At 70.3% G+C, this 23,295-nt stretch carries 26 protein-coding genes; 9 read left to right on the top strand and 17 right to left on the bottom strand.

What is annotated here, in order from left to right; all coding sequences use genetic code 11:
* The first annotated feature begins 7 nt into the window (after positions 1-7).
* Genes ACSHWB_RS09715 through ACSHWB_RS09705 form a run of 3 tightly spaced genes read left to right on the top strand, consistent with a single transcriptional unit; the run spans position 8 to position 2,857 of the window.
* Positions 8-1,204, top strand: coding sequence for an ABC transporter permease (locus ACSHWB_RS09715; RefSeq protein ID WP_439664556.1), 1,197 nt, complete (start codon positions 8-10; stop codon positions 1,202-1,204).
* Positions 1,197-1,586, top strand: coding sequence for a cytidine deaminase (locus tag ACSHWB_RS09710; RefSeq protein WP_382409605.1), 390 nt, complete (start codon positions 1,197-1,199; stop codon positions 1,584-1,586). The genes ACSHWB_RS09715 and ACSHWB_RS09710 overlap by 8 nt, the downstream gene beginning before the upstream one ends.
* Entirely contained in the window at positions 1,583-2,857 is a 1,275-nt protein-coding gene (locus tag ACSHWB_RS09705) for a thymidine phosphorylase (protein WP_439661756.1), read from the top strand. Before ACSHWB_RS09710 ends, ACSHWB_RS09705 begins: the two co-directional genes overlap by 4 nt.
* Here the strand turns inward: ACSHWB_RS09705 and ACSHWB_RS09700 are convergent.
* The 3 genes from ACSHWB_RS09700 to ACSHWB_RS09690 all read right to left on the bottom strand — a co-directional run bounded on the left by ACSHWB_RS09700 (position 2,854) and on the right by ACSHWB_RS09690 (position 6,434).
* Positions 2,854-4,320, bottom strand: a complete 1,467-nt coding sequence (locus ACSHWB_RS09700) for a serine/threonine-protein kinase (RefSeq protein ID WP_439661755.1) — start codon at positions 4,318-4,320, stop codon at positions 2,854-2,856. The two genes, ACSHWB_RS09705 and ACSHWB_RS09700, sit on opposite strands and share 4 nt — an antisense overlap.
* Before the next feature lie 95 nt (positions 4,321-4,415).
* Positions 4,416-4,913, bottom strand: coding sequence for a DUF2716 domain-containing protein (locus tag ACSHWB_RS09695; RefSeq protein WP_439661754.1), 498 nt, complete (start codon positions 4,911-4,913; stop codon positions 4,416-4,418).
* A 75-nt stretch (positions 4,914-4,988) separates the two neighbouring features.
* Entirely contained in the window at positions 4,989-6,434 is a 1,446-nt protein-coding gene (locus tag ACSHWB_RS09690) for a hypothetical protein (protein ID WP_439661753.1), read from the bottom strand.
* Positions 6,435-6,857: 423 nt separating this feature from the next.
* Between ACSHWB_RS09690 and ACSHWB_RS09685 the strand changes: the two genes are divergently transcribed.
* On the top strand, positions 6,858-7,949 hold the full coding sequence (locus ACSHWB_RS09685; RefSeq protein WP_439661752.1) for an adenosine deaminase: 1,092 nt from the start codon (positions 6,858-6,860) through the stop codon (positions 7,947-7,949).
* A gap of 93 nt (positions 7,950-8,042) precedes the next feature.
* Here the strand turns inward: ACSHWB_RS09685 and ACSHWB_RS09680 are convergent, their stop codons facing one another.
* Genes ACSHWB_RS09680 through ACSHWB_RS09665 form a run of 4 tightly spaced genes read right to left on the bottom strand, consistent with a single transcriptional unit; the run spans position 8,043 to position 10,698 of the window.
* Entirely contained in the window at positions 8,043-9,260 is a 1,218-nt protein-coding gene (locus ACSHWB_RS09680) for a primosomal protein (RefSeq protein ID WP_439661751.1), read from the bottom strand.
* A 54-nt stretch (positions 9,261-9,314) separates the two neighbouring features.
* Positions 9,315-9,752, bottom strand: a complete 438-nt coding sequence (locus ACSHWB_RS09675; protein ID WP_439661750.1) for a YbaB/EbfC family nucleoid-associated protein — start codon at positions 9,750-9,752, stop codon at positions 9,315-9,317.
* The gene (locus tag ACSHWB_RS09670; protein WP_439661749.1) at positions 9,749-10,102 is read right to left on the bottom strand and encodes a hypothetical protein; all 354 of its coding nucleotides are present in this window, start codon (positions 10,100-10,102) and stop codon (positions 9,749-9,751) included. Before ACSHWB_RS09670 ends, ACSHWB_RS09675 begins: the two co-directional genes overlap by 4 nt.
* Positions 10,103-10,107: 5 nt before the next feature.
* Positions 10,108-10,698, bottom strand: a complete 591-nt coding sequence (locus ACSHWB_RS09665) for a TetR/AcrR family transcriptional regulator (protein WP_439661748.1) — start codon at positions 10,696-10,698, stop codon at positions 10,108-10,110.
* 88 nt (positions 10,699-10,786) lie between these two features.
* On the opposite strand from ACSHWB_RS09665, the gene ACSHWB_RS09660 reads away from it, so the two are divergent.
* Positions 10,787-11,203, top strand: a complete 417-nt coding sequence (locus ACSHWB_RS09660) for a tautomerase family protein (RefSeq protein WP_439661747.1) — start codon at positions 10,787-10,789, stop codon at positions 11,201-11,203.
* A 1-nt stretch (position 11,204) separates the two neighbouring features.
* Here ACSHWB_RS09660 and ACSHWB_RS09655 read toward each other — a convergent pair whose 3' ends face one another.
* Both ACSHWB_RS09655 and ACSHWB_RS09650 read right to left on the bottom strand, forming a co-directional pair.
* The gene (locus ACSHWB_RS09655) at positions 11,205-12,392 is read right to left on the bottom strand and encodes a C40 family peptidase (RefSeq protein WP_439661746.1); all 1,188 of its coding nucleotides are present in this window, start codon (positions 12,390-12,392) and stop codon (positions 11,205-11,207) included.
* Positions 12,389-12,715, bottom strand: a complete 327-nt coding sequence (locus ACSHWB_RS09650) for a hypothetical protein (RefSeq protein WP_439661745.1) — start codon at positions 12,713-12,715, stop codon at positions 12,389-12,391. The genes ACSHWB_RS09655 and ACSHWB_RS09650 overlap by 4 nt, the downstream gene beginning before the upstream one ends.
* A 92-nt stretch (positions 12,716-12,807) precedes the next feature.
* Between ACSHWB_RS09650 and ACSHWB_RS09645 the strand changes: the two genes are divergently transcribed.
* Positions 12,808-13,344: an SMI1/KNR4 family protein gene (locus ACSHWB_RS09645; RefSeq protein ID WP_439661744.1), complete on the top strand. Its 537-nt coding sequence runs from the start codon at positions 12,808-12,810 to the stop codon at positions 13,342-13,344.
* On the opposite strand, the gene ACSHWB_RS09640 is transcribed toward ACSHWB_RS09645, so the two are convergent.
* The 5 genes from ACSHWB_RS09640 to ACSHWB_RS09620 form a co-directional block, all read right to left on the bottom strand.
* Complete coding sequence (locus ACSHWB_RS09640; RefSeq protein ID WP_439661743.1) at positions 13,341-13,931, bottom strand: MarC family protein; 591 nt, start codon at positions 13,929-13,931, stop codon at positions 13,341-13,343. The two genes, ACSHWB_RS09645 and ACSHWB_RS09640, sit on opposite strands and share 4 nt — an antisense overlap.
* A gap of 66 nt (positions 13,932-13,997) precedes the next feature.
* Positions 13,998-14,456 (bottom strand): hypothetical protein, encoded by a 459-nt coding sequence (locus tag ACSHWB_RS09635; RefSeq protein ID WP_439661742.1) that lies wholly within the window; start codon positions 14,454-14,456, stop codon positions 13,998-14,000.
* A 48-nt stretch (positions 14,457-14,504) separates the two neighbouring features.
* The gene (locus ACSHWB_RS09630; protein WP_439661741.1) at positions 14,505-15,023 is read right to left on the bottom strand and encodes a VanZ family protein; all 519 of its coding nucleotides are present in this window, start codon (positions 15,021-15,023) and stop codon (positions 14,505-14,507) included.
* A 77-nt stretch (positions 15,024-15,100) separates the two neighbouring features.
* Positions 15,101-17,278: an FtsX-like permease family protein gene (locus ACSHWB_RS09625; protein ID WP_439661740.1), complete on the bottom strand. Its 2,178-nt coding sequence runs from the start codon at positions 17,276-17,278 to the stop codon at positions 15,101-15,103.
* A complete protein-coding gene (locus tag ACSHWB_RS09620) occupies positions 17,275-17,949 on the bottom strand; it encodes an ABC transporter ATP-binding protein (protein WP_439661739.1) in 675 nt (224 codons plus the stop codon). The genes ACSHWB_RS09625 and ACSHWB_RS09620 overlap by 4 nt, the downstream gene beginning before the upstream one ends.
* Before the next feature lie 109 nt (positions 17,950-18,058).
* Between ACSHWB_RS09620 and ACSHWB_RS09615 the strand changes: the two genes are divergently transcribed.
* The 3 genes from ACSHWB_RS09615 to ACSHWB_RS09605 are packed head-to-tail and all read left to right on the top strand — an operon-like array spanning position 18,059 to position 20,006.
* The gene (locus ACSHWB_RS09615) at positions 18,059-19,189 is read left to right on the top strand and encodes a sensor histidine kinase (protein ID WP_439661738.1); all 1,131 of its coding nucleotides are present in this window, start codon (positions 18,059-18,061) and stop codon (positions 19,187-19,189) included.
* Positions 19,186-19,812, top strand: coding sequence for a response regulator (locus ACSHWB_RS09610; protein WP_439661737.1), 627 nt, complete (start codon positions 19,186-19,188; stop codon positions 19,810-19,812). Before ACSHWB_RS09615 ends, ACSHWB_RS09610 begins: the two co-directional genes overlap by 4 nt.
* The gene (locus tag ACSHWB_RS09605) at positions 19,809-20,006 is read left to right on the top strand and encodes a helix-hairpin-helix domain-containing protein (protein WP_439661736.1); all 198 of its coding nucleotides are present in this window, start codon (positions 19,809-19,811) and stop codon (positions 20,004-20,006) included. Before ACSHWB_RS09610 ends, ACSHWB_RS09605 begins: the two co-directional genes overlap by 4 nt.
* Positions 20,007-20,009: 3 nt before the next feature.
* Here the strand turns inward: ACSHWB_RS09605 and ACSHWB_RS09600 are convergent, their stop codons facing one another.
* The 3 genes from ACSHWB_RS09600 to deoC are packed head-to-tail and all read right to left on the bottom strand — an operon-like array spanning position 20,010 to position 23,254.
* Positions 20,010-20,873, bottom strand: coding sequence for an aldehyde dehydrogenase family protein (locus ACSHWB_RS09600; RefSeq protein WP_439661735.1), 864 nt, complete (start codon positions 20,871-20,873; stop codon positions 20,010-20,012).
* Entirely contained in the window at positions 20,866-22,293 is a 1,428-nt protein-coding gene (locus ACSHWB_RS09595) for an aldehyde dehydrogenase family protein (RefSeq protein WP_439661734.1), read from the bottom strand. Before ACSHWB_RS09595 ends, ACSHWB_RS09600 begins: the two co-directional genes overlap by 8 nt.
* 4 nt (positions 22,294-22,297) lie before the next feature.
* Positions 22,298-23,254: a deoxyribose-phosphate aldolase gene (deoC, locus tag ACSHWB_RS09590; protein WP_439661733.1), complete on the bottom strand. Its 957-nt coding sequence runs from the start codon at positions 23,252-23,254 to the stop codon at positions 22,298-22,300.
* Positions 23,255-23,295: the final 41 nt, after the last annotated feature.

The raw sequence follows: 23,295 nt of genomic DNA, 5'->3' as shown, positions 1-23,295 counted from the left end.
GCGCAAGATGCCCGGCTGGGCCGTGGCCATGCTCGGTGTCGCAGGCGCGATCGCGTTGCTGTCGATCACGTCGATGCAGACCGGGTTCCCGCAGCTCACGTCGTCCGGCACGACCCAGACCGCGGTCCGGCTCGCGCTGCCGATCCTGCTCGCCGGTCTCGGCGGCCTGTGGGCGGAACGCGCCGGCGTGGTCAACATCGGCCTCGAAGGCATGATGATCATGGGCACCTGGGGCGCGGCGTGGGCCGGCTACCAGTGGGGCCCGTGGGCCGCTCTCGTCGCGGCCGTCGTGTTCGGTTCGCTGGGCGGCCTGCTGCACGCGGTCGCCACGGTCACGTTCGGCGTCAACCACATCGTCTCCGGTGTGGCGATCAACCTGCTCGGCGCCGGTCTGACGAAGTACCTGTCGACGCTGATCTTCCTGCCGCTGTCGAACAACCCGCGGCAGTCGCCCCCGGTCCAGTCGTTCGACACGTTCTCGGCGGCGGGCCTCGGTGACTGGCTCGGCGAGCTCGAGGCGGGCCAGCGGCTGTTCATCTCGGACGTCGCAGGCATCCTGCGCGGCCTGGTCACCGGTGTCTCGCCGCTGACGATGATCGCGATCCTGCTGCTGCCGCTGTCGTACTGGCTGCTCTGGCGCACCCGTTTCGGCCTGCGCCTGCGCTCGGTCGGCGAGAACCCGCACGCGGCGGACTCGCTGGGCGTGAAGGTGTACTTCCACAAGTACGTCGCCGTGATCGTCTCCGGTGGTCTCGCCGGCCTGGGTGGCGCCGCGCTGGTGCTCAACCCCGGCCAGCTGTCCTACCTGGAGGGTCAGACCGGCGGCCGCGGGTACATCGGCCTCGCCGCGATGATCTTCGGCAACTGGCGGCCCGGCGGTCTGCTCGGTGGTGCGGCGCTGTTCGGCTACGCCGACGGCCTGCAGCTGCGTTCGGGCGGCGAGACGGTGCTGGCGCTGGTCTACGGCGTGGTGCTGCTGCTCGCGGTGATCGTGGTCTGGCAGCTCATCCGCCAGAAGTGGTTCTCCGCGGCGTCGGCGATCGTGGTGGCCGTGCTGATGTACCTGCTGTACATCAGCCTCGACGAGATCCCCAGCGAGTTCGTGTCGTACGCGCCGCACATGGTGACGCTGGCCGTGCTGGCCGTGGCGTCGCAACGGTTGCGAATGCCTGCCGCCGACGGACTGGTCTACCGCCGTGGCTGAGGTCGACTGGGACCTGCTCCGGGCGCGGGCGGTGGAGGCGGCGTCGTTCGCCCACTGCCCGTACTCGGGGCTGCAGGTCGGATCAGCGGCGTTGTGCGACGACGGCCGCATCGTCACCGGGTGCAACGTCGAGAACGCCTCGTACGGCGTCGGGCTCTGCGCCGAGTGCGCGATGGCCGGTCAGCTGCAGCTCACGGGCGGCGGCCGGTTCGTCGCGGTGGCCTGCCGCTCCGGTGCGGGTGATCTGCTGATGCCGTGCGGCCGGTGCCGTCAGGTCCTCTACGAACTGGGCGGTCGCGACTGCCTGGTGGACACGCCGTCCGGTGTGCTGCCGATGTCGTCGGTGCTGCCGGACGCTTTCGGACCGGAGGACCTGCCATGAGCTTCTCCGCTGTGGACGTCATCCGCGCCAAGCGCGACGGCGCGGTGTTGTCGGACGCGCAGATCGACTGGGTCATCGACGCCTACACGCACGGCGCGGTCGCGGACGAGCAGATGTCCGCGCTCGCGATGGCGATCTTCTTCAACGGCATGACGGCCGCGGAGACCGCGCGCTGGACGCAGGCGATGATCTCGTCCGGCGAGCGGCTCTCGTTGCACGTCGACCGGCCGACCGTGGACAAGCACTCGACGGGCGGTGTCGGCGACAAGATCACGCTGCCGCTGGCACCTCTCGTCGCCGCCTGCGGTGCCGCCGTGCCCCAGCTCTCGGGCCGCGGTCTCGGCCACACCGGGGGGACCCTGGACAAGCTGGAGTCGATCCCGGGGTGGCGGGCCGCACTGTCCACTTCGGAGATTCTGGCGCAGCTGTCGTCGGTCGGTGCCGTGGTTTGTGCTGCCACCGAAGGACTTGCTCCCGCCGACCGCAAGCTCTACGCGTTGCGGGACGTCACCGGGACCGTCGAGGCCATCCCGCTGATCGCGTCCTCGATCATGTCGAAGAAGATCGCGGAGGGCGCCGAGTCACTGGTGCTCGACGTGAAGGTCGGCTCCGGCGCGTTCATGAAGGACCTGAAGTCCGCTCGTGCGCTCGCCGAGGCCCTGGTGGCCATCGGTGTCGAGCACGGTGTGCGGATCTCGGCCCTGCTGACCGACATGTCGGTGCCGCTGGGCCGTGCCGTCGGCAACGCGGTCGAGGTGGCCGAGTCCGTCGACGTGCTGCGCGGCGGCGGGCCTGCCGACGTCGTGGAGCTGACCGTGGCCCTGGCTTCGGAGATGTTGTCGCTGGCCGGGATCTCGGCTGATCCGGCCGCGGTGCTGGCGTCCGGTGAGGCGTACGAGGTGTGGGCGCGGATGATCCGGGCCCAGGGCGGCGATCCCGATGCCGCGCTGCCCGTCGCTTCGCACAAGCACGTTGTCGTCGCACCCGCTGCCGGTGTGCTGTCCACTTTGGACGCTTACGGCGTCGGGGTGGCGGCGTGGCGGCTCGGTGCGGGCCGGGCGCGCAAGGAGGACCCGGTGCAGTTCGGTGCCGGCGTGCTCTGCCTGGCCAAGCCCGGCGACGAGGTCGAGGCCGGGCAACCGTTGCTGGAGCTGTACACCGACACCCCGGACGCGGTCGAAGGTGCCCTGCAGGCGCTGGAAGGCGCCTACTCGGTCACCGACTCCGCGCCGGAGCGTTCGCCGCTGGTGATCGACACCATCCGCGGTTAGCCGACGAGCGAGCCCGCCAGGGGCGACCTGTCCTGCTTCCACAGCACGCACAGGACCTCCTGGCGGCCCGGCGCGGCGGCGTCGCTGTACGCCTCCCACTCCTTCTGGGTGGGCACGAGCCCGGTGAAGCCGATCGGCTCCTTGATCTTCGGCTCGATGACCTTGAACTGCTCGGTGCAGTAGTTCTTGGCGAAGTCGGCCAGCCACTGCGTGCCGGGGTAGGCGATGTCCTTCGGCTTGTCCCACAACGGCGTCGCGGCCGAGAAGAGCTGGATCCCGTGCGGGCCGCTGCACGGCACGTCCTGCCGCACCGGCGACCCCTGCGTGAGGAAGTCCTTGGCGCACTGCGTTCCCGACAGGTTCCACTCGGGCACGTCACCGCCCCGGCCGAACGTGGCGATGCGGCGCGACGGCAGCGGAGCACCTACCGGCAGTGCCGCGGACTCGGTCCACTCGCTGGAGTTCTCGCTGGCCGGGGTGTTGCTCGGCCCCGCGTTGTTCGTCGTGGAGTCCTTCGGCTTGAAGACCTGGTACCCCGCGAACGCGGCACCGGCGAGCACCGCGACGCCCGCGACCACGGCGGCGATCTTGACCGCCGTGTTGCTCTTCTTCTTGCCGTTGTTGTTGTGCTGCAAGGGAACCGGTGCGGTGCCCTGGACGATCGCGAGCAGCATCTGACGCGCCTGGGGCCCGGTCAGCCGGCGCGCGGGGTCGACCGTCAGCAGCCCGCGGATGACCTCCGCGACCTGGGGCGAGGCCAGCCGCAGCACCGGCGGCTCGTTCATGATCGCGTGCAACGTCGACGCCGTGGACGTGCGCTCGAACGGGCTGATCCCCTCGACGGCGTTCGCCATCGTGACACCGAGCGCCCACAGGTCGGACGCGGGCGAGGCCTCCCAGCCGTGCAGCCGGTCGGGCGACATGTACGCGGGCGAACCGACGATGCCGCCGTTGTGCGTGAGCCGCGGGTCGTCCATGGCCTGCGCGATGCCGAAGTCCGTGAGCTTCACCGCCCCGTCCGGCCGCACCATGATGTTGCTGGGCTTGACGTCCCGATGCACGATGCCCGCCGCGTGCGCGGTCTCCAGCGCACCCAGCACCTGCAACGCCACGTTCGCCATCCACATCGAGTCGCGCGGGCCGTGCCGCTTCACGATGGTGGCGAGGTCGAGCGCGTCGACCAGCTCCATCGCGAGGTAGGTGCGGCCGTCCTCGCGGACGATGTCGTAGACGGTGACCACAGCCGGGTGGTTCAGCCTGCCGGCCGTCCGCGCCTCGCGGAGCATGCGCTCCTCCAGCACGGCGAACTCCTCGGCGGCGATGCCCTGCGGAGGATGCAGCTCCTTGAGGGCGACCGCCCGGCCGAGCAGCTGGTCCTGGGCACGCCACACGACACCCATCGCGCCGCGGCCGAGCTCCGCGAGCAGTGCGTAGCGGTTGGCGACTAGTCGCTGTTGCTGCACGGACTATCCCTTCTGGACGCCCCCAGATTGCCGCGAGCATAACTACGGGCGTGTGAGCGCTCTCGTCATGGTCACGTGTCGGGGCGGCCGCCGGTTCAACGCCGGGAGCGCTTGACCGGGAGTCCCAGCTCGGGCACGAGGTCGCTGACCAGGTCATCGCCCCACACGCACAGCGTGTGTTCCCAGGGGTGGCCGAAGGTGCCCTGGTCCATGTCCTCGGTCAGGAAGATGTGGTAGTCGCCGTCGGGGAACGGGGACAGCGGCGACTCCGGCCAGGTGAACGCCCCGGTGTGCCGGTGCGGCCGGAACTCGTACGCGGGGTGCTGCCAGTCCAGGGCCAGCAGGGCCGTCTGCTCGTCGAACACCCGCTGCAACGACGCCAGGACCACCTCGTCGACCCGCCGGCAGCCCGCCTCGAAGTGGTCCGGTTGGAAGATCCCCGCCAGGTCCAGCGTGACCGACCCCCGCGGCTCCGCGATGGACGGCCAGTCCTTCGGGTAGATGCTCGGCTTGAACTGGAACCGCTGGTCGAACTCGTCCCACAGCCGCCGGTAGCGCTGGTCGGGGATCTCGGTCCAGGCGTCGTTCGTCACCCGGCGAGCCTAGGCCGCGAAAGGCGAACGGCCCCGGAGCGACGTTGCTCCGAGGCCGTTCTCACGCAATGACGATCAGGCGCCCTCGGCCGCCAGGTCGTCGTCGTCCATGTCCTTGCCACCGTTCGCCGGCTTCGGGCCGCCGTTCTTGCGGGTGCGGCGCTGCGGCCGCGGCAGTGCGGTGGGCGGCGGGGGAGGCGTGGGCGAGCCGCCGCCGAGGATGAGCTCGGCGAAGGTGGCCATGGCCTCGTCCAGCTGGCCGCCGATGCGCAGTTCGGATTCCTGGTTCGACTTGCGGACCAGGGACTGCAGCGCGTCGGCGTCCGGGCGGGCGCCGACGGTCTCGGCGACCTTGGTCAGGCTCGCGTCGACGGTGCCGCCGAGCTCGGAGATGCGGGCGACGAAGCCGTCCTCGACCTTGTCGAGGCGGTTGGTCATGTTGTCGAGCTGCGAGGTGACGAGCTCCAGGCGGCGGGCCAGGGACTCGAGGCGGTCGGCCGCGTCGACCTGGTCGCGGGACTGCTCGATCGCCGCGTACAGGGCGGTGCGGGCCTCGTCCAGCTTGCCGTTGACGACGTTCTGCGTGTCGGCGACGGCGGACGCGAGCTCGGTGCGGGTGTCGGCGAGCGACGTCGTCAGCGAGTCGCGGGTCTCGGTGAGGGACGCGGTCAGGGCGTCGCGGGTCTCGGCCACGGTGCCCGCCAGCTGGCCGCGGGTCTCCGCCACGGCTCCTGCCAGCGAGTCGCGGGTCTCGACCAGGGACTGGGAGAGCTGGTTGTGGCGCTCGGTGACCGCGGACACGACCTCGGTGCGGCTGTCGGACACGGCGGACGTCACGGCGGCGCGGCTCTCGGCGACGGCGTTGGTCAGCTCGGCGCGGGCAGCGGCGAGGGCCTCACGCTGCTCGTCGGCGCGGCCGTGGATGCCGGAGAACGACTCGGCGAGGATCTTCTGCAGGGCCTCGCGGGTGCCGTCGAGGTGCTCGTGCACGCCCTCGTCGACCTCGTCGAGACGGCCGCGCAGCGCGGCCTCGAGTGCCTCGACGCGCTCGCGCAGCGGGTTGGTGACGGCGGCGGGGATCGCGTCGACCTTGCCGTCCTGCTTGTCCAGGTGGCCGTCGAGGTCGTCGATGCGCTTGTGGATGCTCGAGAGCTTGTCCTCGAGACCGTCCATGCGGCCCGCGACACCTTCGAAGCGGCCGGCGACGCCGTCGAGGCGGCCGTCCAGCTGGGCGAAGGGCTTGGCGAGCTTGTCCACCAGGGCGTCGACCGCGCGACCGATGTCGGCGACGGCGGTGTCCTGGGCCTCCAGCTTGGCGAGGGCCTCGTCCAGGCGCTCAGCGAGAACGCTGACCTCGGTGCGGTCCGGCAGCTCCGACAGGCGCTTGCGAACCGAACCCAGCGACTCCAGAGGCGACATCCGGGCGTGGATCTCGTCCAGCGCGTCGAAGATCTGCTGCTGCTCGCTCTCACGGATCTCCGCGGCGCGCGTGAGCATGTTGCGCATCCGATCGAAGGACATCGTGGAGTTGTTGTTCTCTGTCACGGCTGAGTGCCTTCGTCCAGGGGAGGGGGAGACCACGGGAGCCTATCCGCGTCACGGGACGTCGCTGTACCACCCCCGCCAGAAAAAGGCCGGGTGCGGACGGGCAACTAACCCGATCAGGTTACCCCACTACTCTGAACGCCAAGTGACCGGCCGAAAGCACGCAGTAGCCACTGATGATGTTCCTACCTTGGGGTGACTCAAGCCGCGCGTTGGTTGCAGAAAGTTGCTGATCACGGATCTGCAACGACGTTGACCCAGCAAATGATCATATCGACGACAAGATCATTTTGCCCAGCTTCGAGGCGGCGTGTCGCGCGCATCCGGCCCAACGGGTGGGTGGTTCGGTGGCACGCGTTGCACCTCAGCGGGGTGCGGCGCCTGGAGTAACGTGTAGCAATGTCCACGCCGCTTACCTTGGAGACCATCCGCAGCGCGCCGAAGGTCCTGCTGCACGACCACCTCGACGGTGGCCTCCGCCCGCAGACGGTGATCGAACTCGCCGATGCCACCGGCTACCAGGGCCTGCCCACCACAGACGCGGGCGTCCTCGGCGGCTGGTTCCGCGACAACGCCAACTCCGGCTCCCTGGTGCGCTACCTCGAAGGTTTCGCCCACACGTGCGGTGTCATGCAGGACGAGGCCTCACTCGTCCGCGTCGCCGCCGAGGCCGTGGAGGACCTGGCCGCAGACGGGGTCGTCTACGCCGAGATCCGCTACGCGCCCGAGCTGAACACCGAGAAGGGCCTCTCGCTGGAGCAGGTCGTCGAGGCCGTCCAGGAGGGCTTCCGCGTCGGCTCCGCCCGCGTCGCCGAGACCGGTCGCAAGATCCGCGTCGGCACCCTGCTGTGCGCCATGCGCCAGAACGAGGGCTGGCTGCGCATCGCCGAGCTCGCCGTCCGCTACCGCGACCTCGGTGTCGTCGGGTTCGACATCGCGGGCCCGGAGGCCGGCTTCCCTCCCACCAGGGGCCTCGACACGTTCGAGTACCTGCGCCAGCAGAACGCGCACTTCACCATCCACGCCGGTGAGGCGTTCGGCCTGCCGTCCATCTGGGAGGCGATCCAGCACTGCGGTGCCGAACGGCTCGGCCACGGCGTGCGGATCGTCGACGACATCAAGGTGTCCGGCGACGGCACCGTTCAGCTGGGACGCCTGGCCGCGTACGTCCGCGACCGCCGCATCCCGCTCGAGATGTGCCCGACCTCGAACCTGCAGACCGGCGCCGCCGCGACGCTGGCCGACCACCCGATCGGCCTGCTCGCGAAGCTGCGGTTCCGCGTCACCGTCAACACCGACAACCGCCTGATGAGCGACTGCAGCCTGTCGAGCGAGTTCGCCGCGCTGGTGGAGACGTTCGGCTACGGCTGGGCCGACCTGCAGTGGTTCACGATCAACGCGATGAAGTCGGCGTTCCTCGGGTTCGACGAGCGGCTGGCGATCATCAACGAGCTGGTCAAGCCGGGCTACGCGGCGCTCACGGCACCGTGACCGCACACCCCGTCTGATCGCACGCGGGGACCTTTCGTACTCACATGGAGTACGAAAGGTCCCCGCGTGGCTTCCGGGATGCGGAAAGTAGGGTCAGTTGGAGTTGAGCCGGTCCTCGAACGTCGCCTGCAGCGCGCGGAACGCGGCCACCTCGGCGGTGTACGGGGCAGACGGCGCGAGCCGCGTCGGGTCCGGCGACACGACGAACGACACGAGCCAGCCCAGCGACTCGGACGAGGCGAGCGCGTCCTTCACGGACTCGTCCTCCGCCCACTCGGCCGCGTCCTCGAACAGTTCGACGGCGAGGTCGAGCTGCTGCGGGTCGAGCGAGTCGGGGCCCTCTTCCATGTCCTCGGCGATGCCGGTCAGCACGTAGACGTTGTCGTCGTCCACGTCGACGTCGAGCTCGCCCGCGGTGGCCTTGACCTTGATGTCGTTCCAGGTCTCGACCTCGGCCAGGTCGTGCTCGTCGTTCTCGGCGACGAAGCGGCTCAGCGCGCGCTGCGAGGTGAAGACCTCGATCTTGCCGCGGCGGCCCAGGAACACCGGGTCGTCGCCGAGGTAGCAGCGCAGCGTGTAGAACTCGCCGGCCGACGTGATGATCTTGATGGGGTCGACGCCGACCTCGGCCCAGAAGCCCGCGGGCTCGGCCTTGTCCTCGTCGGAGTCCTCGTCCGCGGGGGAGTCGACGGCGGCCGCGGCCGTGGCGGCCTCCAGCGCGGCGAGCTCCTCCTGGGCGACGGAGAGCTCCTTCTCCGGCACGTCCGGCGTGTTCACGACGCTGTCGATCGCGTCGAGGACCTCGTCCCACTTCTCGGAGACGACCTCGGACAGCTCGCCCCACAGCTTGCCGCCGTCACGGCCGCTGAACGGCAGCGTGCCCTGCGGCAGCAGCGAGAAGCCCTCGGCGCTGTCGAGCACCTCGTGGACCTTCTCCAGGTCGCAGACGTCAGCGAGGGCGCGCACGATCGCGATGACGTCGGCGAGCTCACCGATCGTCCAGGTGTCCGGGTCCTCCGCGACGAGCTCGGGCACGCCGACGAGGTCGAACTGGTGGTTGTCGTCCGGCGAGAGGTCCGCGACGCCCAGCGACGGCACGACCGGCCACGCGGGGTGATCGGTCAGGTCGTGCTCCTCCGCGGTGCGCACGAACGCGGCGAGGTGCGCGGCGTCGGGGAAGACGAACAGGTCCTCCTCGTCGCCGAGGAACGCCTCCCACTCCTCGCCCTTCTCGCGCCAGCGGGGTGCCCACAGCGTGACGACGTCACCCTGCGTCAGCCCCAGCTCGATGGGGACGATGTCCTGCGCCATCCTGACCTCCCGGTCACGCCTGCCTGATGCCGTCGACGAGACTAACGGTGCTGATCACCGAAGCCACGAGGGGTTCTCGAAGAACGCGTCTTCGTCCGGGTCCTCGACGCGCGGTGCCCTCTGCCTGCGGTCCGGTGGTGCCTGCTCAGCAGGGGCTTCGGGCGGTACGACGGGGTTCCACGTCGACCGGAAGGGTGAGTCGCCGGCGACGGACTCGACGTCGATCGCCATCCCGTCACCCAGCGCCAGCGCCATCTTGTTGAAGCTCGCCTGCACGGCCGCGTTCGTGGCCAGCCGGACGGTCTCGGTGACGACCTGCCCGACCGCCTGCGCACCCTGTGTCAGCAGCGCGGGGTGCAGGTGCAGCGCCTTGATCTCGCCCTTCGGCGACGCCGTGACCATGCACTGCCCGCCGGGGTGCTCGACCGTGGCGGTGAGGGTGCCGAGGTCGCGCTGGAGCTGCTCGGTGGCCTGCATGCGTTCCTCGTTCACCGCCGCCACCCGAAGTCGTCCTCGTCGGTCCCGCGTTCGATGCCCACGGCCGACAGCTCGCGCGGGTCGACCACGCGTTCCAGCGTCTGGTGCAGGCGGGTGTTCGCGTCGCGCTGCGCCTTGTCGGCGATGCGCATGATCTCGGTGGCCAGCCCCTGCGGGCCCATCCGCAACGACGCCGGGCTCACCGTGATCTGCTGCGGCGGACCGCCGGGCGTGGCCACGACCGTCACCGCACCGTCCGGAGAGGACGCTCGTCCTGTGATGGGACCACTGCGCGTGACGTGCTCCGACACCGCCTGCTCGACATCGCGCACCTTCCGCGCGACGCGCTGGACGTCGTCGTCCACTCCGATCACCCCCTGCTGGGGACAGTGTGCCGCATTCCCCGATCTTCGGTGGCGGCTTGTAGCAAGGCGGTGAGTTCGGCGGCCACGTCGTCGAGCGGGTCGATGCTGCGCTGGGCCCGGCACAGCGCGACCGCGCCCTCCGCCGCCGAGACGCAGAGGTGGGCGAGGCTGCGCGCGCGGACGTGCGAGACCCCGTGCTCCTCCAAGGACGCGGCCAGCTGGCCCGCCCAGGCCCGGAACCCGTCCGCCGCGGCCGTGAGCGCCTGCGGGCTGGCGTTCTCCTCGATGGCCACGGCGAGCACGGGGCACCCGGCCTGAAAACCGGTCTCCGTGACGATCTGCCGCCACAGCGCGAAGAACGCCTTCAGTCCGTCGACGGGTCCTTTGCGGAGCTTCGCGGCGAGCAGCTTCGAGACGGTGTCCGCCGCCCACTGGACCGCCTCGGTCGCGAGCTGCGTCTTGCCGCCGGGGAAGTAGTGGTACGTCGAGCCGAGCGGGGTGCCGGCGTGCTTGGCGACCTCGCGGATGCTCGTCGCGTTGAGGCCGCGCCGCCGGATCATGTCGGCCGCGCCGGTGACGATCTGCTCTCGGGACATCTCAGGCCTCTCTGGCTATAACGCTCGTCATAGGTTAGCGTCCGCCTGGGTTTATAACAGTCGTCATAGATCGGGGAACGTCATGCCGATGATCGAACTGACCGCGCCGGCCGGATCGCTGACCGACGCGGGCCGCAAGAGCGTGCAGCGCGACCTGGCGGCGTTGCTGCTGAAGTGGGAGGGCGCGCCGGACAACGAGTTCTTCCGCTCGGTGGCGTGGACCTACCTGCACGAGCTGCCCGCGGGCGCGCAGACCACGGCGGAGGACGACGCGCCGCGGTTCCGGGTGGACGTCCGGGTGCCGGCGGGCGCGCTGTCCGACCGGCGCAAGGCCGGGCTCGTGCAGGAGGCGACCGCGCTGGTGCTCGAGGCCGCCGGGCTGGGTGAGGCCGACGCGATGCGGGTGTGGGTGCTGATCCACGAGCAGCCCGAGGGCACCTGGGGCGCCGGCGGCCAGATCGTGAAGTTCGCCGAGCTCAAGGCCCTGGCTCAGAACTCGAAGTAGCTCACCCGGTGGGGCGGTAGAAGCCGTAGAACGACATCCCGCTGTTCGTCGTGCGGATCGGCTGCACCTGCACCGGGTCGCCGGCCTCGACCATCTGGCCGTTGCCGATGATCATCGCCACGTGCCCGTCCCACACCACGAGGTCGCCGGGCAGCACCTGGTCCGCCGGCACCGAGGCGCCCATCGCCTGCGACGAGGCCGGGCGCGGGATGTCGAAGCCCGCGCCCCCGTAGGCCCACTGCGTGAGGCCGGAGCAGTCGGTGCCCTGGGGCGGGTTCGCGCCGCCCCACACGTACGGGGTGCCCAGGGCGGACAACGCGTTGCGCACGGCCTTGGCCGCGGTCTCGTTCGGTGCCTCGGCGCTGCTGCCGTCGGGCAGGTTCACGCCGACGCCCTCGCCCGGCTGCGGCGGGATCGCGACGGGCAGGCGCGGGCCGGAGCCGCCGCCTCCTCCACCGCCGCCCGAGCCGCTGCCACCTCCGCCGCCGCCTCCACCACCGGAACCGCCGCCGCCACCCGAGCCGGAGCCGCCGCCGTTGTTCGAACCGGGACCGGACTCCTGCTGCTTCCTGGTGTCGGTGGCGCTCGACGCCGAGGTGGCGCCCTCGTCGCCGCCGAGCGGGTCGCCGAGCTTCGCCAGCGCGCCGGCGTCCGGCTTCTGCAGGCCGTTGATCTGCCCGACGAGCTGCGTGAGCTGGTCGCGCACCTTCTGCAGTTCGGCGGAGGTCTTGCTCTGGTAACCGGAGGCCATCCCGGCGAGGTCGGCCACGGCCGCCAGCACGACACCGGGCCCCGCCACGAGGGACAGGGCGAGTGCCGCGGCGAGCTTCGGGGTCGCCTTGGACGTGAACTCGTCGATGAGGCCCTGGATCGCGGTGCGGCCGCCGGTCACCGCGCTCACCCCGGTCGAGGCCGCGGTCTTGAGCGCGGAAGCGTTGGAGGACAACAGGGTCGCGGCCGAAGCGAACGCGGACACCCGGCCCGTGAAGGCGTTGGCCTTGTCGCCGGACCACGTGTTGAGCACGGCGGTCGAGGCCGAGCCGTGCTTCGCGCCGAGGTCGGTCATCGCGGTCTGCGCGCGGCCGAAGGCGTCACCCGCACGCGTCGCGCCGCCGGTGTCCCCGTCGAGCTTCGCCAGGTCCTCCTTCATGGGCGCGATGAACTGGCTCAGCAGCCCCTCGACGCTCATACCTGCGCCGCCTTGTTGATCGACGCCTTGTGCGCCTCTTCCTGGGCGATGTAGGAGTCACGGGCCTTCGCGACCGCGGTGCCGAGGCCCGCGAGCCCGGTCGAGGCGGCCTTCAGCGCGTCGAGCTGCGCCTGCGCGGCCGCCTGGAACGCCGCGTTGAGCCCCACCTCGTTGCCCAGCTTGCCGAAGCAGTCACCCGGCAGGGCGGTCGTGCCGCTCAACGTGCCGGTGCCGACCGAGCCGACCTCACCCGCCAGACCGCTTACCGCGGAGGCGTATCCGGTCAAGGCGTCGAAGTCGACCTTGAGGCCCTGTTCCGCCATCTGAAAGCTCTTCCCCCAGTAGTGACCTGTTCGCCTTGATCCTGCCCCGATGGGCGGTACCTCGCCCGCCGTTCCGCCAAGATCATGGAACGGTGGGTGTGATCGAGCACTGGAACCGGATCCTGGCATGGCTGGCGGAGCACGCTCCGGCCACCCGCGCCGTGTTGCGTCCGAGGTATGACGCGCTGCCGGATCTTCGGGTTCCGATCGATCTCCAGCTGTGGTGGAGCGTCTACGGCGGCACCGAGGAAGGCCTCTACGCCGAGATCCTGCCGCCCTTCTACACGCCGCTGGGCGCCGACCGCGCGTTCGTGCTCAGGGACACCCACGCGAGCACGGCCCTGGGCGCCTCCGAGGCGGGCTCACCGACGTCCGGCTTCCACCCCGAGTGGCTCCCGATCGCGTTCGACGGCACCGGCGACGTGCTCGCGGTGGACCTGCGGCCCGGCGTGCTGCGCGGCTGCGTGGTCGAGTGGGACCAGGAGCGCAACGAGATGGTCAAGCCGGAGTGGACGTCGATCCTGGAGATGTTCGGCCAGGTCGCGGTGGCCCTGGAGACGCGCAGCGCGGTCGGGCACTGCTTCCCGGAGGTCAACTCCGCGGGCGAGCTGGGCTGGCGAACCAGCTAGACCCGTTCGAGGATCCCGAGCGTGATCAGGCCCTCGACGATCTGGTCGACGCCCAGCGCCGCGAGCAGCACGCCCAGCACCCGCACGAGCACCCAGGCGTAGGTCATCTTGACCCAGCGCAGCGCGATGCCGAGCACCGCGATCGCCGCCAGGTCCAGCGCGATCACCGCGGCGAACCCGCCGGCCAGCACGAACGTCGTCTCGACCGACTTCGTGTCCGAGAGCAGGAACAGGTACGCCAGCGCGACGGGGTTCGCGTAGTAGGCGGTGGCGAGCTCGTGGGTGCCGCGGGTCTCGTCGTGCAACGGGTCCTGCTTGCGGCCCAGCACGAGGTCCAGCGCGTGCACGAACAGGATCACACCGCTCGCGAGGTACAGCGCGCCCTCGCTGATGTGGAAGATCGAGAGCAGCACCCGCCCGGCCACCACGACGAACAGGCCGACGCCCAGCGCGATCGCGGTCGAGGTGAACGCCACCCGCCAGCGCGTGCGGGCGTCGGCGCCCTCGGTGTCCATCAGGAACGCCAGGAGGATCTTCGGCGGGCCGACCACGGCGACCAGGATGCTGAACGCCTCCACGAACTTCATGGCGGCCATGATCAGGGGAAGGGCCCGGCGGCGCGCGTCACCTCACGCCGCCGGGTGAACGTGGGGTCAGGCTGGTCCTGTCACGCCGAGGTACTTGTCCTTGGCCCAGCCGAAGGAGTTCGCCGGGTCGCTGGAGGGGACGGACTGGCTGCGGCCGAAGCACACCGACCACGAGTTCGCCCCGACACCGGACGACGGGCACTCCCAGATGCCCATCTGGCCCCGTCCCGCTGACCACAGGTCCACCAGCGCCGTGGCGGAGAAGAGGCCGGACTGGTTGTTGCGCACGATCACCGCACCCTGCGCGGAGCCCCCGCTGGCAGACCTGATCGCGCACACCTGCGCGACGACGTTGGTCGTGACCGCCTTGCTGCCGGCGCAGACCCAGGTGTGCGGGCTGGACGTGATCGGGTTCGTGTTCCCGTACGCCTTCCAGTTGCCCGCCGCGGCCGAGGCGGGGCTCACCGTCATCGCGGTCAGGCCGAGAAGAGCGGCGGTGACCGCGATCGTTCGCTTGGCTCTCATGCGGCCCAGCATCCAGACGGCCCTTGCAGGTTTTCTGGAATCCGCAGGTCAGCGTGCGCTGACGAGCTCGCGCTGAGGCGCAACGGCCTTCACGCGGGCGTAGACCTTCACCGCGGCCAGCGCGCCGAGCCAGCCCAGCGCGGTGCCGGTGGTGTTGGTGATCAGGTCGTCGACGTCGAAGATCCGGTTCGCCCACATCAGCTGCGAGCCCTCGATCAGCAGCGAGACGCCGTAGCCGATCAGCGCGGCCTGGCCGACGGTGCGCCTGCCCCAGAACATCAGCATCGCGCCGAGCGGCACGAACAGCAGCACGTTCAGCGTCATCTGGTCGAACGCGATCTGCCCGTCGCGGAAGGTGTCGGCGATCCACTGGAACGGGACCAGCTGCACGGACTGGCGCGGCGCGACGGTCTGCATCGGCAGGAACGTCGCCGCGAACAGCATGCTCGCGTAGACGGTGATGGTGGCGCCGCGGAAGGTCAGCTGACGGAACAACAGCTGCGGGAGCAGGAAGACGACCGAAAGAAAAACGCCCCACTGGATGCTCGCGAGCTGTGCATTCGTCATGAATCAAAGTTATGAAAAAGGCCCTCGGCGCACATCGCGCTGAGGGCCAGTTCCATCCTCGTACTTCCGGCCGAGTGCTACTCCGCCGCGTAATCCCTCGGGCTGATGCCGCGTAGTACCGGACCGCACGCCAGGGCCGCTACCAGCGCGACCACGACGCCGACCCCCACCGGGGCGACGACCCACGGCGTGATCGGCATTTCGCCGTGGCCCACCAGTCCGCGCGCCAGGGTGAGCAGTCCGAGGCCCACGACAATTCCCGCTCCGCACGCCGCAATTGTGACGGCGAACACCGGCAGCATCACTTCCCGGCGCAATGCGTGAGCCAGCACGCGAATCGGAGTTCCCGCCGCGATCAACGCACCGAAAGTGCGCCTGCGGTCGATCACCGACCCGGCTGCCGCCACCGCCGCGCCGATGCCGCCGAGCACCGCCGCGATGGACAGGCCGATGACCGTGGCCCGTTGCAGGTCCGCCAGCAGCGTGTCGCCGAAGAGGTCCCGCTGTTCGCCGTCCACCAGCCGCACGCCCGGCAGCGTGCCGATCAGCGCGGTGTGCACGGCGTCGCGGTTCTCCGGTGTCGTCGGCACGCCGACCATCGACACCTGGCCGGCGAACGACGGCAGCAGGTCGCGGTCGATCACCGCGCTCACCCGTCCGTTGCCCTCGAACGGCCGCGTCTCGTACTGCGCCGGCAGCTGCGCGGTCGCCCCGTCCACCCCGCTGCTCGGCTTGAACTCGGTGCCCTGCAACGGTCCTGGCGCGTAGACGGCGGGTCCGGGCTGACAGTGCAGGCCGGTCAGCACCTGCGCGACCTCAGTGCAGTCGCCGACGACGACGTACGTGCCGTAGTCGCCGATCCTGATCGTGCCGTCGAGCATCGTGACGATCGGTCCCGAGGTCGCCAGGCGCAACGGCGTGATGTCGTGCGTCACCTCCTCCGCCACGATCGCGTTCTCCAGCCACGTCGAGTCGCGGTACGGGACCTGGCTCTCCAGCCCCGGCAGCATCGTGAGCGCCATCGAGCCGGTGAACACGGCGATCACCACGCCCGCCGAGCCGCGGAACGCCGCCACCGGGTCACCGGCGAGCCTGCGTCCCGCCAGCAACGTCGACGGCCTGCGCCACCGTCCGACGAAGAACCTGCCGACCCACGCCGTCAGCACGGGCCCCGCCAGCACCAGCGCGAGCGCCACCGCGCCCAGACCGAGGAGCACCACGGTGAACTGGCCGTCGCCGCTGGCCTCCTGCGCGTACATGATCCCGAGGAAGAACACGCCCAGCGCGCCGGCGATGGTCAGCAGCCGCCACGACCTGACCTTGCGCTTCGCCTCCGCCGCGAGCGGCTGGTTCACCACGCGCCGCAGCCCCATGATCGCGGCCCCGATGACCAGCAGTGGCGCGAGGACGGCCACCGCGGTCACGACCGCGGGTGACGGCACGAAGTCGCCGGGGTACCAGGTGCCGCCCTCCCACGGGACCTTCGCGGTGAGGTGGCTGAACGGCTGCGCGAGCAGCACACCCAGCACGCTGCCGACGACCGCGCCGATCGCGGTCTCGACGGCGGTCATCACCACGACCTGCCGCGGGCTGGCACCGGCGAGCCTGAGCGCGGCCAGCCGCCGTTCCCGTTTAGCCGCGGTCAGCCTGGCGGCCGAAGCGACCAGCACCAGGCACGGCACCACCAGCACCACGAGTCCGACGCGCGTGAGCAGGTAGAGCATGCCGTGGTAGTCGTCGCGGTACGAGCCGGCGCCGCCGCGCAGGCCTGCCGCGGGATAGCCGTTCCCGACCTTCTCGTGGCCGATGATCGCGACGAGCTCGTCGGGGTGCTTGAGCGCCTCCGGCCCCAGTTCCGCGATCCGCGTGCCGGGGAAGCGGTTGCCGAGCTTCTCCGCGGGAGTGCTGCGCACGAGGTCCGCGAGCGCGGGCGACAGCAGCACCTCGCCCGCCTCCGGGAACCGGGCGATGCCGGCCGCGACCGGGATCGCGCCCTGTTCGGTGCGGGCGACGTCGAACCGTTCGATGAGCTTGCCGTCGTAGGAGTCCTGGGTCGCGGCGACGGAGATGGCGCCCTTGTCGGTCTGGCCGAGCCCGTCGCGCCACGCCGTGCGGTCGGCGCGCGCCTGCAGGCCGTTCGGTGCGGCGAGCAGCCACAGCACCAGCGACACCGCGATCATCACGCCGAGCGCGACCAGCACCGTCGCGACCTGGCTGCGGCGGTCCCTGCGCAGCACCGCGAGAGCGATCCTCACGCCGACACCCCAGCCGCGATGCGCCCGTCCTGGATCTCGACGACGCGCAGCGCCCGGTCCGCGATCGCCTTGTCGTGCGTGACGATCACGATCGCCGCGCCGGTCTCCTCCGCCGCCTGCAGGAGCACGGTCATCATCTCCTGGCCGGTGCGCGTGTCCAGGGCGCCGGTCGGCTCGTCCGCGAAGATCACCCGCGGGCTGTGCGCGAGGGCACGCGCGATCGCGACGCGCTGCGCCTGCCCGCCGGAGAGCTCACCCGGCAGCCGCTTCTCCATGCCCTGCAGCCCGAGCCGCGACAGCCACAGCCTGGCCGCGCCGAGCGACTCCGCGCGCTCACCGCCGGCGAGCAGCATCGGCAGCGCCGCGTTCTCCTCCGCGGTCAGCTCGGCCACGAGCATCCCCGACTGGAACACGAACCCGAACGCCGTGCGCCGCAACGCGCTGCGGCCCGTCTCGTTCAGCTCGCCGATCGCACGCCCGTCGAGGAACACCTCGCCGCCGTCGGCGCGCAGGATGCCGGACAGCACGTGCAGGAGCGTCGTCTTGCCGGATCCGGACGGACCCACGACCGCCAGCACGTCCCCGGCCTTGATGTCGATGTCCACCCCGGCGAGCGCGTGCACGTCGCCGTAGGTCTTGACCAGGCCACGAGCGGCCAGAACCGAATTCATGTTCCTCAAGGTGCCGTGCACGACGAGGGAAAACCTCAGCCTTGACGACACACCGGATCAGCCGGATGACCGAGGCCGTAGAGGTGTGGTGGTCCTACCGTTGTCTTCCGTGGACAGTCATCGGGGCCAATGGCCGATCGCCGCCGTTCTCGCCTTGCTGATGCTGGGCGAGCTCCTCCTGATGAACGGCGTCGGCTCCGCCGAGGCGCTGGTGTGGCTGCTGACCGTGCCGCTGTGCATCGTGGCCGTCACGTCGTTCAAGTCGCGCGTCTTCACGATCCCGGTGGCCGTCGCGTCGATCTTCGTGTCGTCGTTCGTCATCCGGCTCTTCCACGTGGACCTGCCGACGCTGCTGAGCCCGCTGACCGTCGCCGAGACCGCGGCGTGCCTGGTCATCACGGCCGTGATCGTGCGGGAGGAACCACGCCGGTCCGCCACCTGGTCGGTCGGCTCGCTGGTCGCGGTGAGCTTCTTCGCCGCCATCGTCCGCGACAACTGGATCTCGTCGGGCAACTACAACGAGATGCTCGGCTCGCTCGTCCTGGGCTTCACCGCCGTCGGCACCGGCCTGTACTTCCGCGCCCGCGACACCGAGAGCGGCCGCCTGATCGCCGCCGCCGTCACCGACGCGCAGAAGGAAGAACGCATCGCACTGGCCCGCGAGCTGCACGACGTCGTCGCCCACCACGTGACGGGCATGCTCGTGCAGGCCCAGGCCGCGCTGGAGGTCTCCGACGACGACCCGCACGCCGCCCACCGCCTGCTGCCCGGCATCGTCCGTTCGGGCACCGAGGCCCTGGGGGCGATGCGCCGGCTCGTCGGCACCCTGCGCCAGGGCGAGAACGAGGCCGCCACCACGGACCTGGCCGCTGACGTCATCGAGACCGTCGAACGCACCCGCGAGCTCGGCTTCGAGACCCGCCTGCGCATCGACCTGCCGGACGTGGTGCCGCCGGAGCTCGGCCGGTCGGTGCTGCGCCTGGTCCAGGAGTCGCTCACCAACGTGCACAAACACGCCGTGTCCCCGACGATGATCGACGTCGAGATCTCCCGCACCGCCGGCGGGGCGTTGCGGGTGATCGTGGCCGACGACGGTCAGCTGCACGAGCTGAACCAGGGTGGCTACGGTCTCGTAGGCATGCGTGAGAGGGTCGACCTGCTGGGCGGCCTGTTCTCGGCGGGTCCGCGAGCGAACGGCTGGCAGGTCCTCGCCGAGCTACCCCTGGAAGGAACGAAGTGATCTCGGTCCTCATCGCCGACGACCAGGAGATGGTCCGCGTCGGCTTTCGGATGATCCTGGAGAAGCAGCAGGACATCACCGTCGTCGCCGACGTTCCGGACGGCATCTCGGCGGTCACCGCCGCCCGTGAGCTCAAGCCCGACGTGGCCCTGCTGGACATCCGCATGCCGGGGATGGACGGGCTGGAGGTGACCAAGAAGCTGTCGCCCACGACCAAGGTCGTCGTGGTGACGACGTTCGACCTGGACGAGTACGTGCACACGGCGCTGGAGAACGGCGCGTCCGGGTTCCTCACCAAGGACGCCGGGCCGGCTCTCCTGGTCGAGGCCGTCCGGGCCGCGGCTCAGGGCAACGCGCTGATCTCGCCCCAGGTGACCGTGCGGATGCTGGAGCACTTCGCCCGGCCGGCTCAGCGGCCCGACCTGTCGTTGCTCACGGCGCGCGAGCAGGACGTGGTCCGGGAGGTGGCGCGGGGGCTCAGCAACCAGGAGATCGCCTCGTCGCTGTTCCTGTCGTTGTCGACGGTGAAGACGCACCTGGCCTCGGTGCAGACGAAGCTGAACGTGCGCAACCGCGTCGGCATCGCCTCGTGGGCGTGGCGGGCGGGTCTGGTGAACTCGTGACCGAGCCGGAGTTCCCGCGCACGATCGGCAAGGTGGCGGCGCGCGAACTGGCGTCGCACGGCTACACGACGTTCGACTCGCTGACGAAGGTGTCCGCGAAGACGTTGCTCGAGATCCACGGTGTCGGTCCGAAGGCCGTCCGGATCCTGGGGGAGGAGCTGGCGGCGCAGGGCAGGGCCTACGCCGCCGACTAGGTCTCACACACCCATCGGGTGCCAGACCGTCTTCGTCTCCAGGTACGCGCGCAGGCGGGACATGTCCGGCGTGGCGGTGAAGTCCTCGCTGGCCTTGTTGCGCAGCACGCGCTTCACGGTGCCGGCCGCCGAACGTTCCAGGTCCGCGCGGAGCGAGTCAGGGGCCCCGGTGAGGTCCAGCGCGTTCACGTCGCCGTGCGAGGCGAGCCACGGCGCGATCTCCGCGGTGCGGCCGGTGATGATGTTGACGACGCCGCCGGGGACGTCGCTGGTGGCCAGGACCTCGGACAGCGTGATCGCGGGCAGCGGGCGGTCCTGCGAGGTGATGACCACGCAGGTGTTGCCGGACGCGATGACCGGTGCGATCACCGAGATCAGGCCCAGCAACGACGACTGCTGCGGCGCCAGGACGGCGACCACGCCCGTCGGTTCCGGGGTGGAGAACGAGAAGTACGGGCCCGCCACAGGGTTCGAGGAACCCAGCACGGCCGCGATCTTGTCGGTCCAGCCCGCGTACCAGACCCAGCGGTCGATGGCGGTGTCCACGAGGGACTGCGCCTTCTTCAGCGGGACGCCCTCGGAGCCGGCGACCTCGGTGATGAACTGCTCGCGGCGGCCTTCGAGCACCTCGGCCACGCGGTACAGGACCTGGCCGCGGTTGTACGCGGTGGTGCCGGACCAGCCGCCGAAAGCCTTGCGGGCGGCGGTGACCGCGTCACGGGCGTCCTTGCGGGAGCCCTGGGCGGCGTTCGCGAGGAAAGTGCCCTTCGCGTCGGTCACCGGGTAGCTGCGGCCCGACTCGGAGCGCGGGAACTTGCCGCCGATGTAGAGCTTGTAGGTCTTCGCGACCGTGATGCGATCAGACATCGAGGTAGGCCTCCAGACCGGTGCGGCCGCCCTCACGGCCGAAGCCCGACTCCTGGTAACCGCCGAACGGGGCGGTCGGGTCGAAGCGGTTGAACGTGTTGGACCAGACGACGCCGGCGCGCATGCGTTGTGCCATCCAGAGAATGCGCGAGCCCTTCTCGGTCCAGATGCCGGCGGACAGGCCGTACGGCGTGTTGTTCGCCTTGGCCACTGCCTCTTCCGGCGTGCGGAACGTCAGCACGGACAGCACCGGGCCGAAGATCTCCTCACGGGCGATGCGCATCGCCTGCGACACACCGGAGAACACGGTCGGGGCGAAGAAGAAACCCTTGTCCGGCAACGGGCACGACGACGTCCAGCGGGTGGCGCCCTCCGCCTCGCCCGCCGCGGTCAGCTCCTTGATCTTCGCGAGCTGCTCGCCGGAGTTGATCGCGCCGACGTCGGTGTTCTTGTCGAGCGGGTCGCCGACGCGCAACGTGCTGACGCGCGCGTGCAGCTTCTCGAGCAGCTCGTCGGCGATGGACTCCTGCACGAGCAGGCGGGATCCGGCGCAGCAGACGTGGCCCTGGTTGAAGAAGATGCCGTTGACGATGCCCTCGACGGCCTGGTCGAGCGGGGCGTCGTCGAACACGATGTTCGCCGCCTTGCCGCCCAGTTCCAGCGTGAGCTTCTTCGACGTGCCCGCGAGCTGACCCTGGATGATCTTGCCGACGTCGGTCGAGCCGGTGAAGGCGACCTTGTTGACGTCCGGGTGCTCGACGAGCGAGGCGCCGACGTCACCGGCACCGGGGATGATGTTCACGACGCCCGGCGGCAGGTCGCACTGCTGGATGATGTCCGCCAGCACCAGCGCCGTCAGCGGGGTGGTCTCGGCCGGCTTGAGCACGACGGTGTTGCCGCACGCCAGCGCCGGTGCGATCTTCCACGCGGCCATCAGCAGCGGGAAGTTCCACGGGATCACCTGTCCCGCGACACCCAGGGGCTTCGGGTCCGGCCCGTAGCCCGCGTAACCGAGCTTGTCCGCCCAGCCCGCGTGGTAGAAGAAGTGCGACGCGGCCGTCGGGATGTCGGTGTCGCGCGACTCCTTGATCGGCTTGCCGTTGTCGAGCGACTCCAGCACCGCGAGCTCACGGCCGCGTTCCTGGATCTGCCGCGCGATCCGGTAGATGTACTTGGCCCGCTCGGATCCGGGCATCTTCGACCACACGCGGTCGTAGGCCTTGCGCGCGGCCTTCACCGCGGTGTCCACATCGGACTGCGACGCCGTGGAGACCTCGGCGAGCACCTCCTCGGTGGCCGGGTTGATCGTCTTGAGCGGCTCGCCGGTGCCCTCGACGAACTTGCCGTCGACGAACATCTTGTACGAGGGCTTGAGGTTCGCGATGTCCCGCGACTCGGGCGCGGGGGCGTATTCCCACATGTCTTCAGTCCACCGTCACGTAGTCCGGGCCGCTGTAGTGGCCGTCCAACTGGGTCCGACGCTGCATGAGCAGGTCGTTGAGCAACGTCGACGCGCCGAACCGGAACAGGTGCGGGTCGAGCCACTCCGGACCGGCCACCTCGTGCACGGCCACCAGGTACTTGATCGCGTCCTTGGTCGTGCGGATGCCGCCCGCGGGCTTCACCCCGCGCAGCTCGCCGGTCTGGTCCTTCCAGTCCCGCACGGCCTGCAGCATCACGTGCGTGACCGGCAGCGTCGCGGCGGGCTGCACCTTGCCGGTCGACGTCTTGATGAAGTCGCCACCGGCCAGCAGCGCGAGCCACGACGCGCGGCGCACGTTGTCGTACGTCACGAGCTCGCCGGTCTCGAGGATCACCTTGAGGTGCGCGTCCCCGCAGGCTTGTTTGATCTTGACGATCTCCTCGAACACCTGCCCGTACCGGCCGCTCAGGAACGCGCCGCGGTCGATCACCATGTCGACCTCGGAAGCGCCCTGCTCGACGGCGAACCGGGTGTCGGCCAGCTTGATGTCCATCGTGCTGCGGCCGCTGGGGAACGCCGTCGCGACGCTGGCGACGTTGATGCCCGTCCCCACCAGGTCGTCGGCCGCCGTCTTCACCATGTCCGGGTAGACGCAGACCGCCGCGACCTTCGGCACGTCGGGCCGGTCGGGATCGGGCCTGCGGGCCTTGGCGGCGAGCGAGCGCACCTTGCCGGGCGTGTCAGCACCTTCGAGCGTCGTGAGGTCCACCATGCTGATCGCCAGGTCGATGGCGTGCAGCTTCGAGGCCTTCTTGATGCTCCGCGTGCCGAGGCCCGCGGCTCGTTGCTCGACGCCGACCTGGTCGACGCCGGGGAGCCCGTGCAGGAAACGCCGCAGCGACGATTCGTCGCGCACGGCGTCAGCCAGGGCCGACGGCGATGTCGTTGGAGCAGCCATGCCGCGAGTCTAAGCGGAATGGGACGCCCGTCCTAAGTGAC

It is taken from the genome of Lentzea sp. HUAS TT2 (assembly GCF_051853195.1).
GTDB lineage: Bacteria > Actinomycetota > Actinomycetes > Mycobacteriales > Pseudonocardiaceae > Lentzea.
This window is presented reverse-complemented; position numbering and strand designations above follow the sequence as displayed.

What these genes read in the sequence shown, in the direction of transcription:
- deoC (WP_439661733.1), bottom strand. Translation starts at nt 23,254, where the DNA reads ATGGCTGCTCCAACGACATCGCCGTCGGCCCTGGCTGACGCCGTGCGC.
- ACSHWB_RS09640 (WP_439661743.1), bottom strand. Translation starts at nt 13,931, where the DNA reads ATGAAGTTCGTGGAGGCGTTCAGCATCCTGGTCGCCGTGGTCGGCCCG.
- ACSHWB_RS09665 (WP_439661748.1), bottom strand. Translation starts at nt 10,698, where the DNA reads ATGTCCCGAGAGCAGATCGTCACCGGCGCGGCCGACATGATCCGGCGG.
- ACSHWB_RS09600 (WP_439661735.1), bottom strand. Translation starts at nt 20,873, where the DNA reads ATGTCTGATCGCATCACGGTCGCGAAGACCTACAAGCTCTACATCGGC.
- ACSHWB_RS09655 (WP_439661746.1), bottom strand. Translation starts at nt 12,392, where the DNA reads ATGAGCGTCGAGGGGCTGCTGAGCCAGTTCATCGCGCCCATGAAGGAG.
- ACSHWB_RS09715 (WP_439664556.1), top strand. Translation starts at nt 8, where the DNA reads ATGCCCGGCTGGGCCGTGGCCATGCTCGGTGTCGCAGGCGCGATCGCG.
- ACSHWB_RS09620 (WP_439661739.1), bottom strand. Translation starts at nt 17,949, where the DNA reads ATGAATTCGGTTCTGGCCGCTCGTGGCCTGGTCAAGACCTACGGCGAC.
- ACSHWB_RS09650 (WP_439661745.1), bottom strand. Translation starts at nt 12,715, where the DNA reads ATGGCGGAACAGGGCCTCAAGGTCGACTTCGACGCCTTGACCGGATAC.
- ACSHWB_RS09635 (WP_439661742.1), bottom strand. Translation starts at nt 14,456, where the DNA reads ATGAGAGCCAAGCGAACGATCGCGGTCACCGCCGCTCTTCTCGGCCTG.
- ACSHWB_RS09595 (WP_439661734.1), bottom strand. Translation starts at nt 22,293, where the DNA reads ATGTGGGAATACGCCCCCGCGCCCGAGTCGCGGGACATCGCGAACCTC.
- ACSHWB_RS09680 (WP_439661751.1), bottom strand. Translation starts at nt 9,260, where the DNA reads ATGGCGCAGGACATCGTCCCCATCGAGCTGGGGCTGACGCAGGGTGAC.
- ACSHWB_RS09660 (WP_439661747.1), top strand. Translation starts at nt 10,787, where the DNA reads ATGATCGAACTGACCGCGCCGGCCGGATCGCTGACCGACGCGGGCCGC.
- ACSHWB_RS09685 (WP_439661752.1), top strand. Translation starts at nt 6,858, where the DNA reads ATGTCCACGCCGCTTACCTTGGAGACCATCCGCAGCGCGCCGAAGGTC.
- ACSHWB_RS09690 (WP_439661753.1), bottom strand. Translation starts at nt 6,434, where the DNA reads ATGTCCTTCGATCGGATGCGCAACATGCTCACGCGCGCCGCGGAGATC.
- ACSHWB_RS09630 (WP_439661741.1), bottom strand. Translation starts at nt 15,023, where the DNA reads ATGACGAATGCACAGCTCGCGAGCATCCAGTGGGGCGTTTTTCTTTCG.
- ACSHWB_RS09705 (WP_439661756.1), top strand. Translation starts at nt 1,583, where the DNA reads ATGAGCTTCTCCGCTGTGGACGTCATCCGCGCCAAGCGCGACGGCGCG.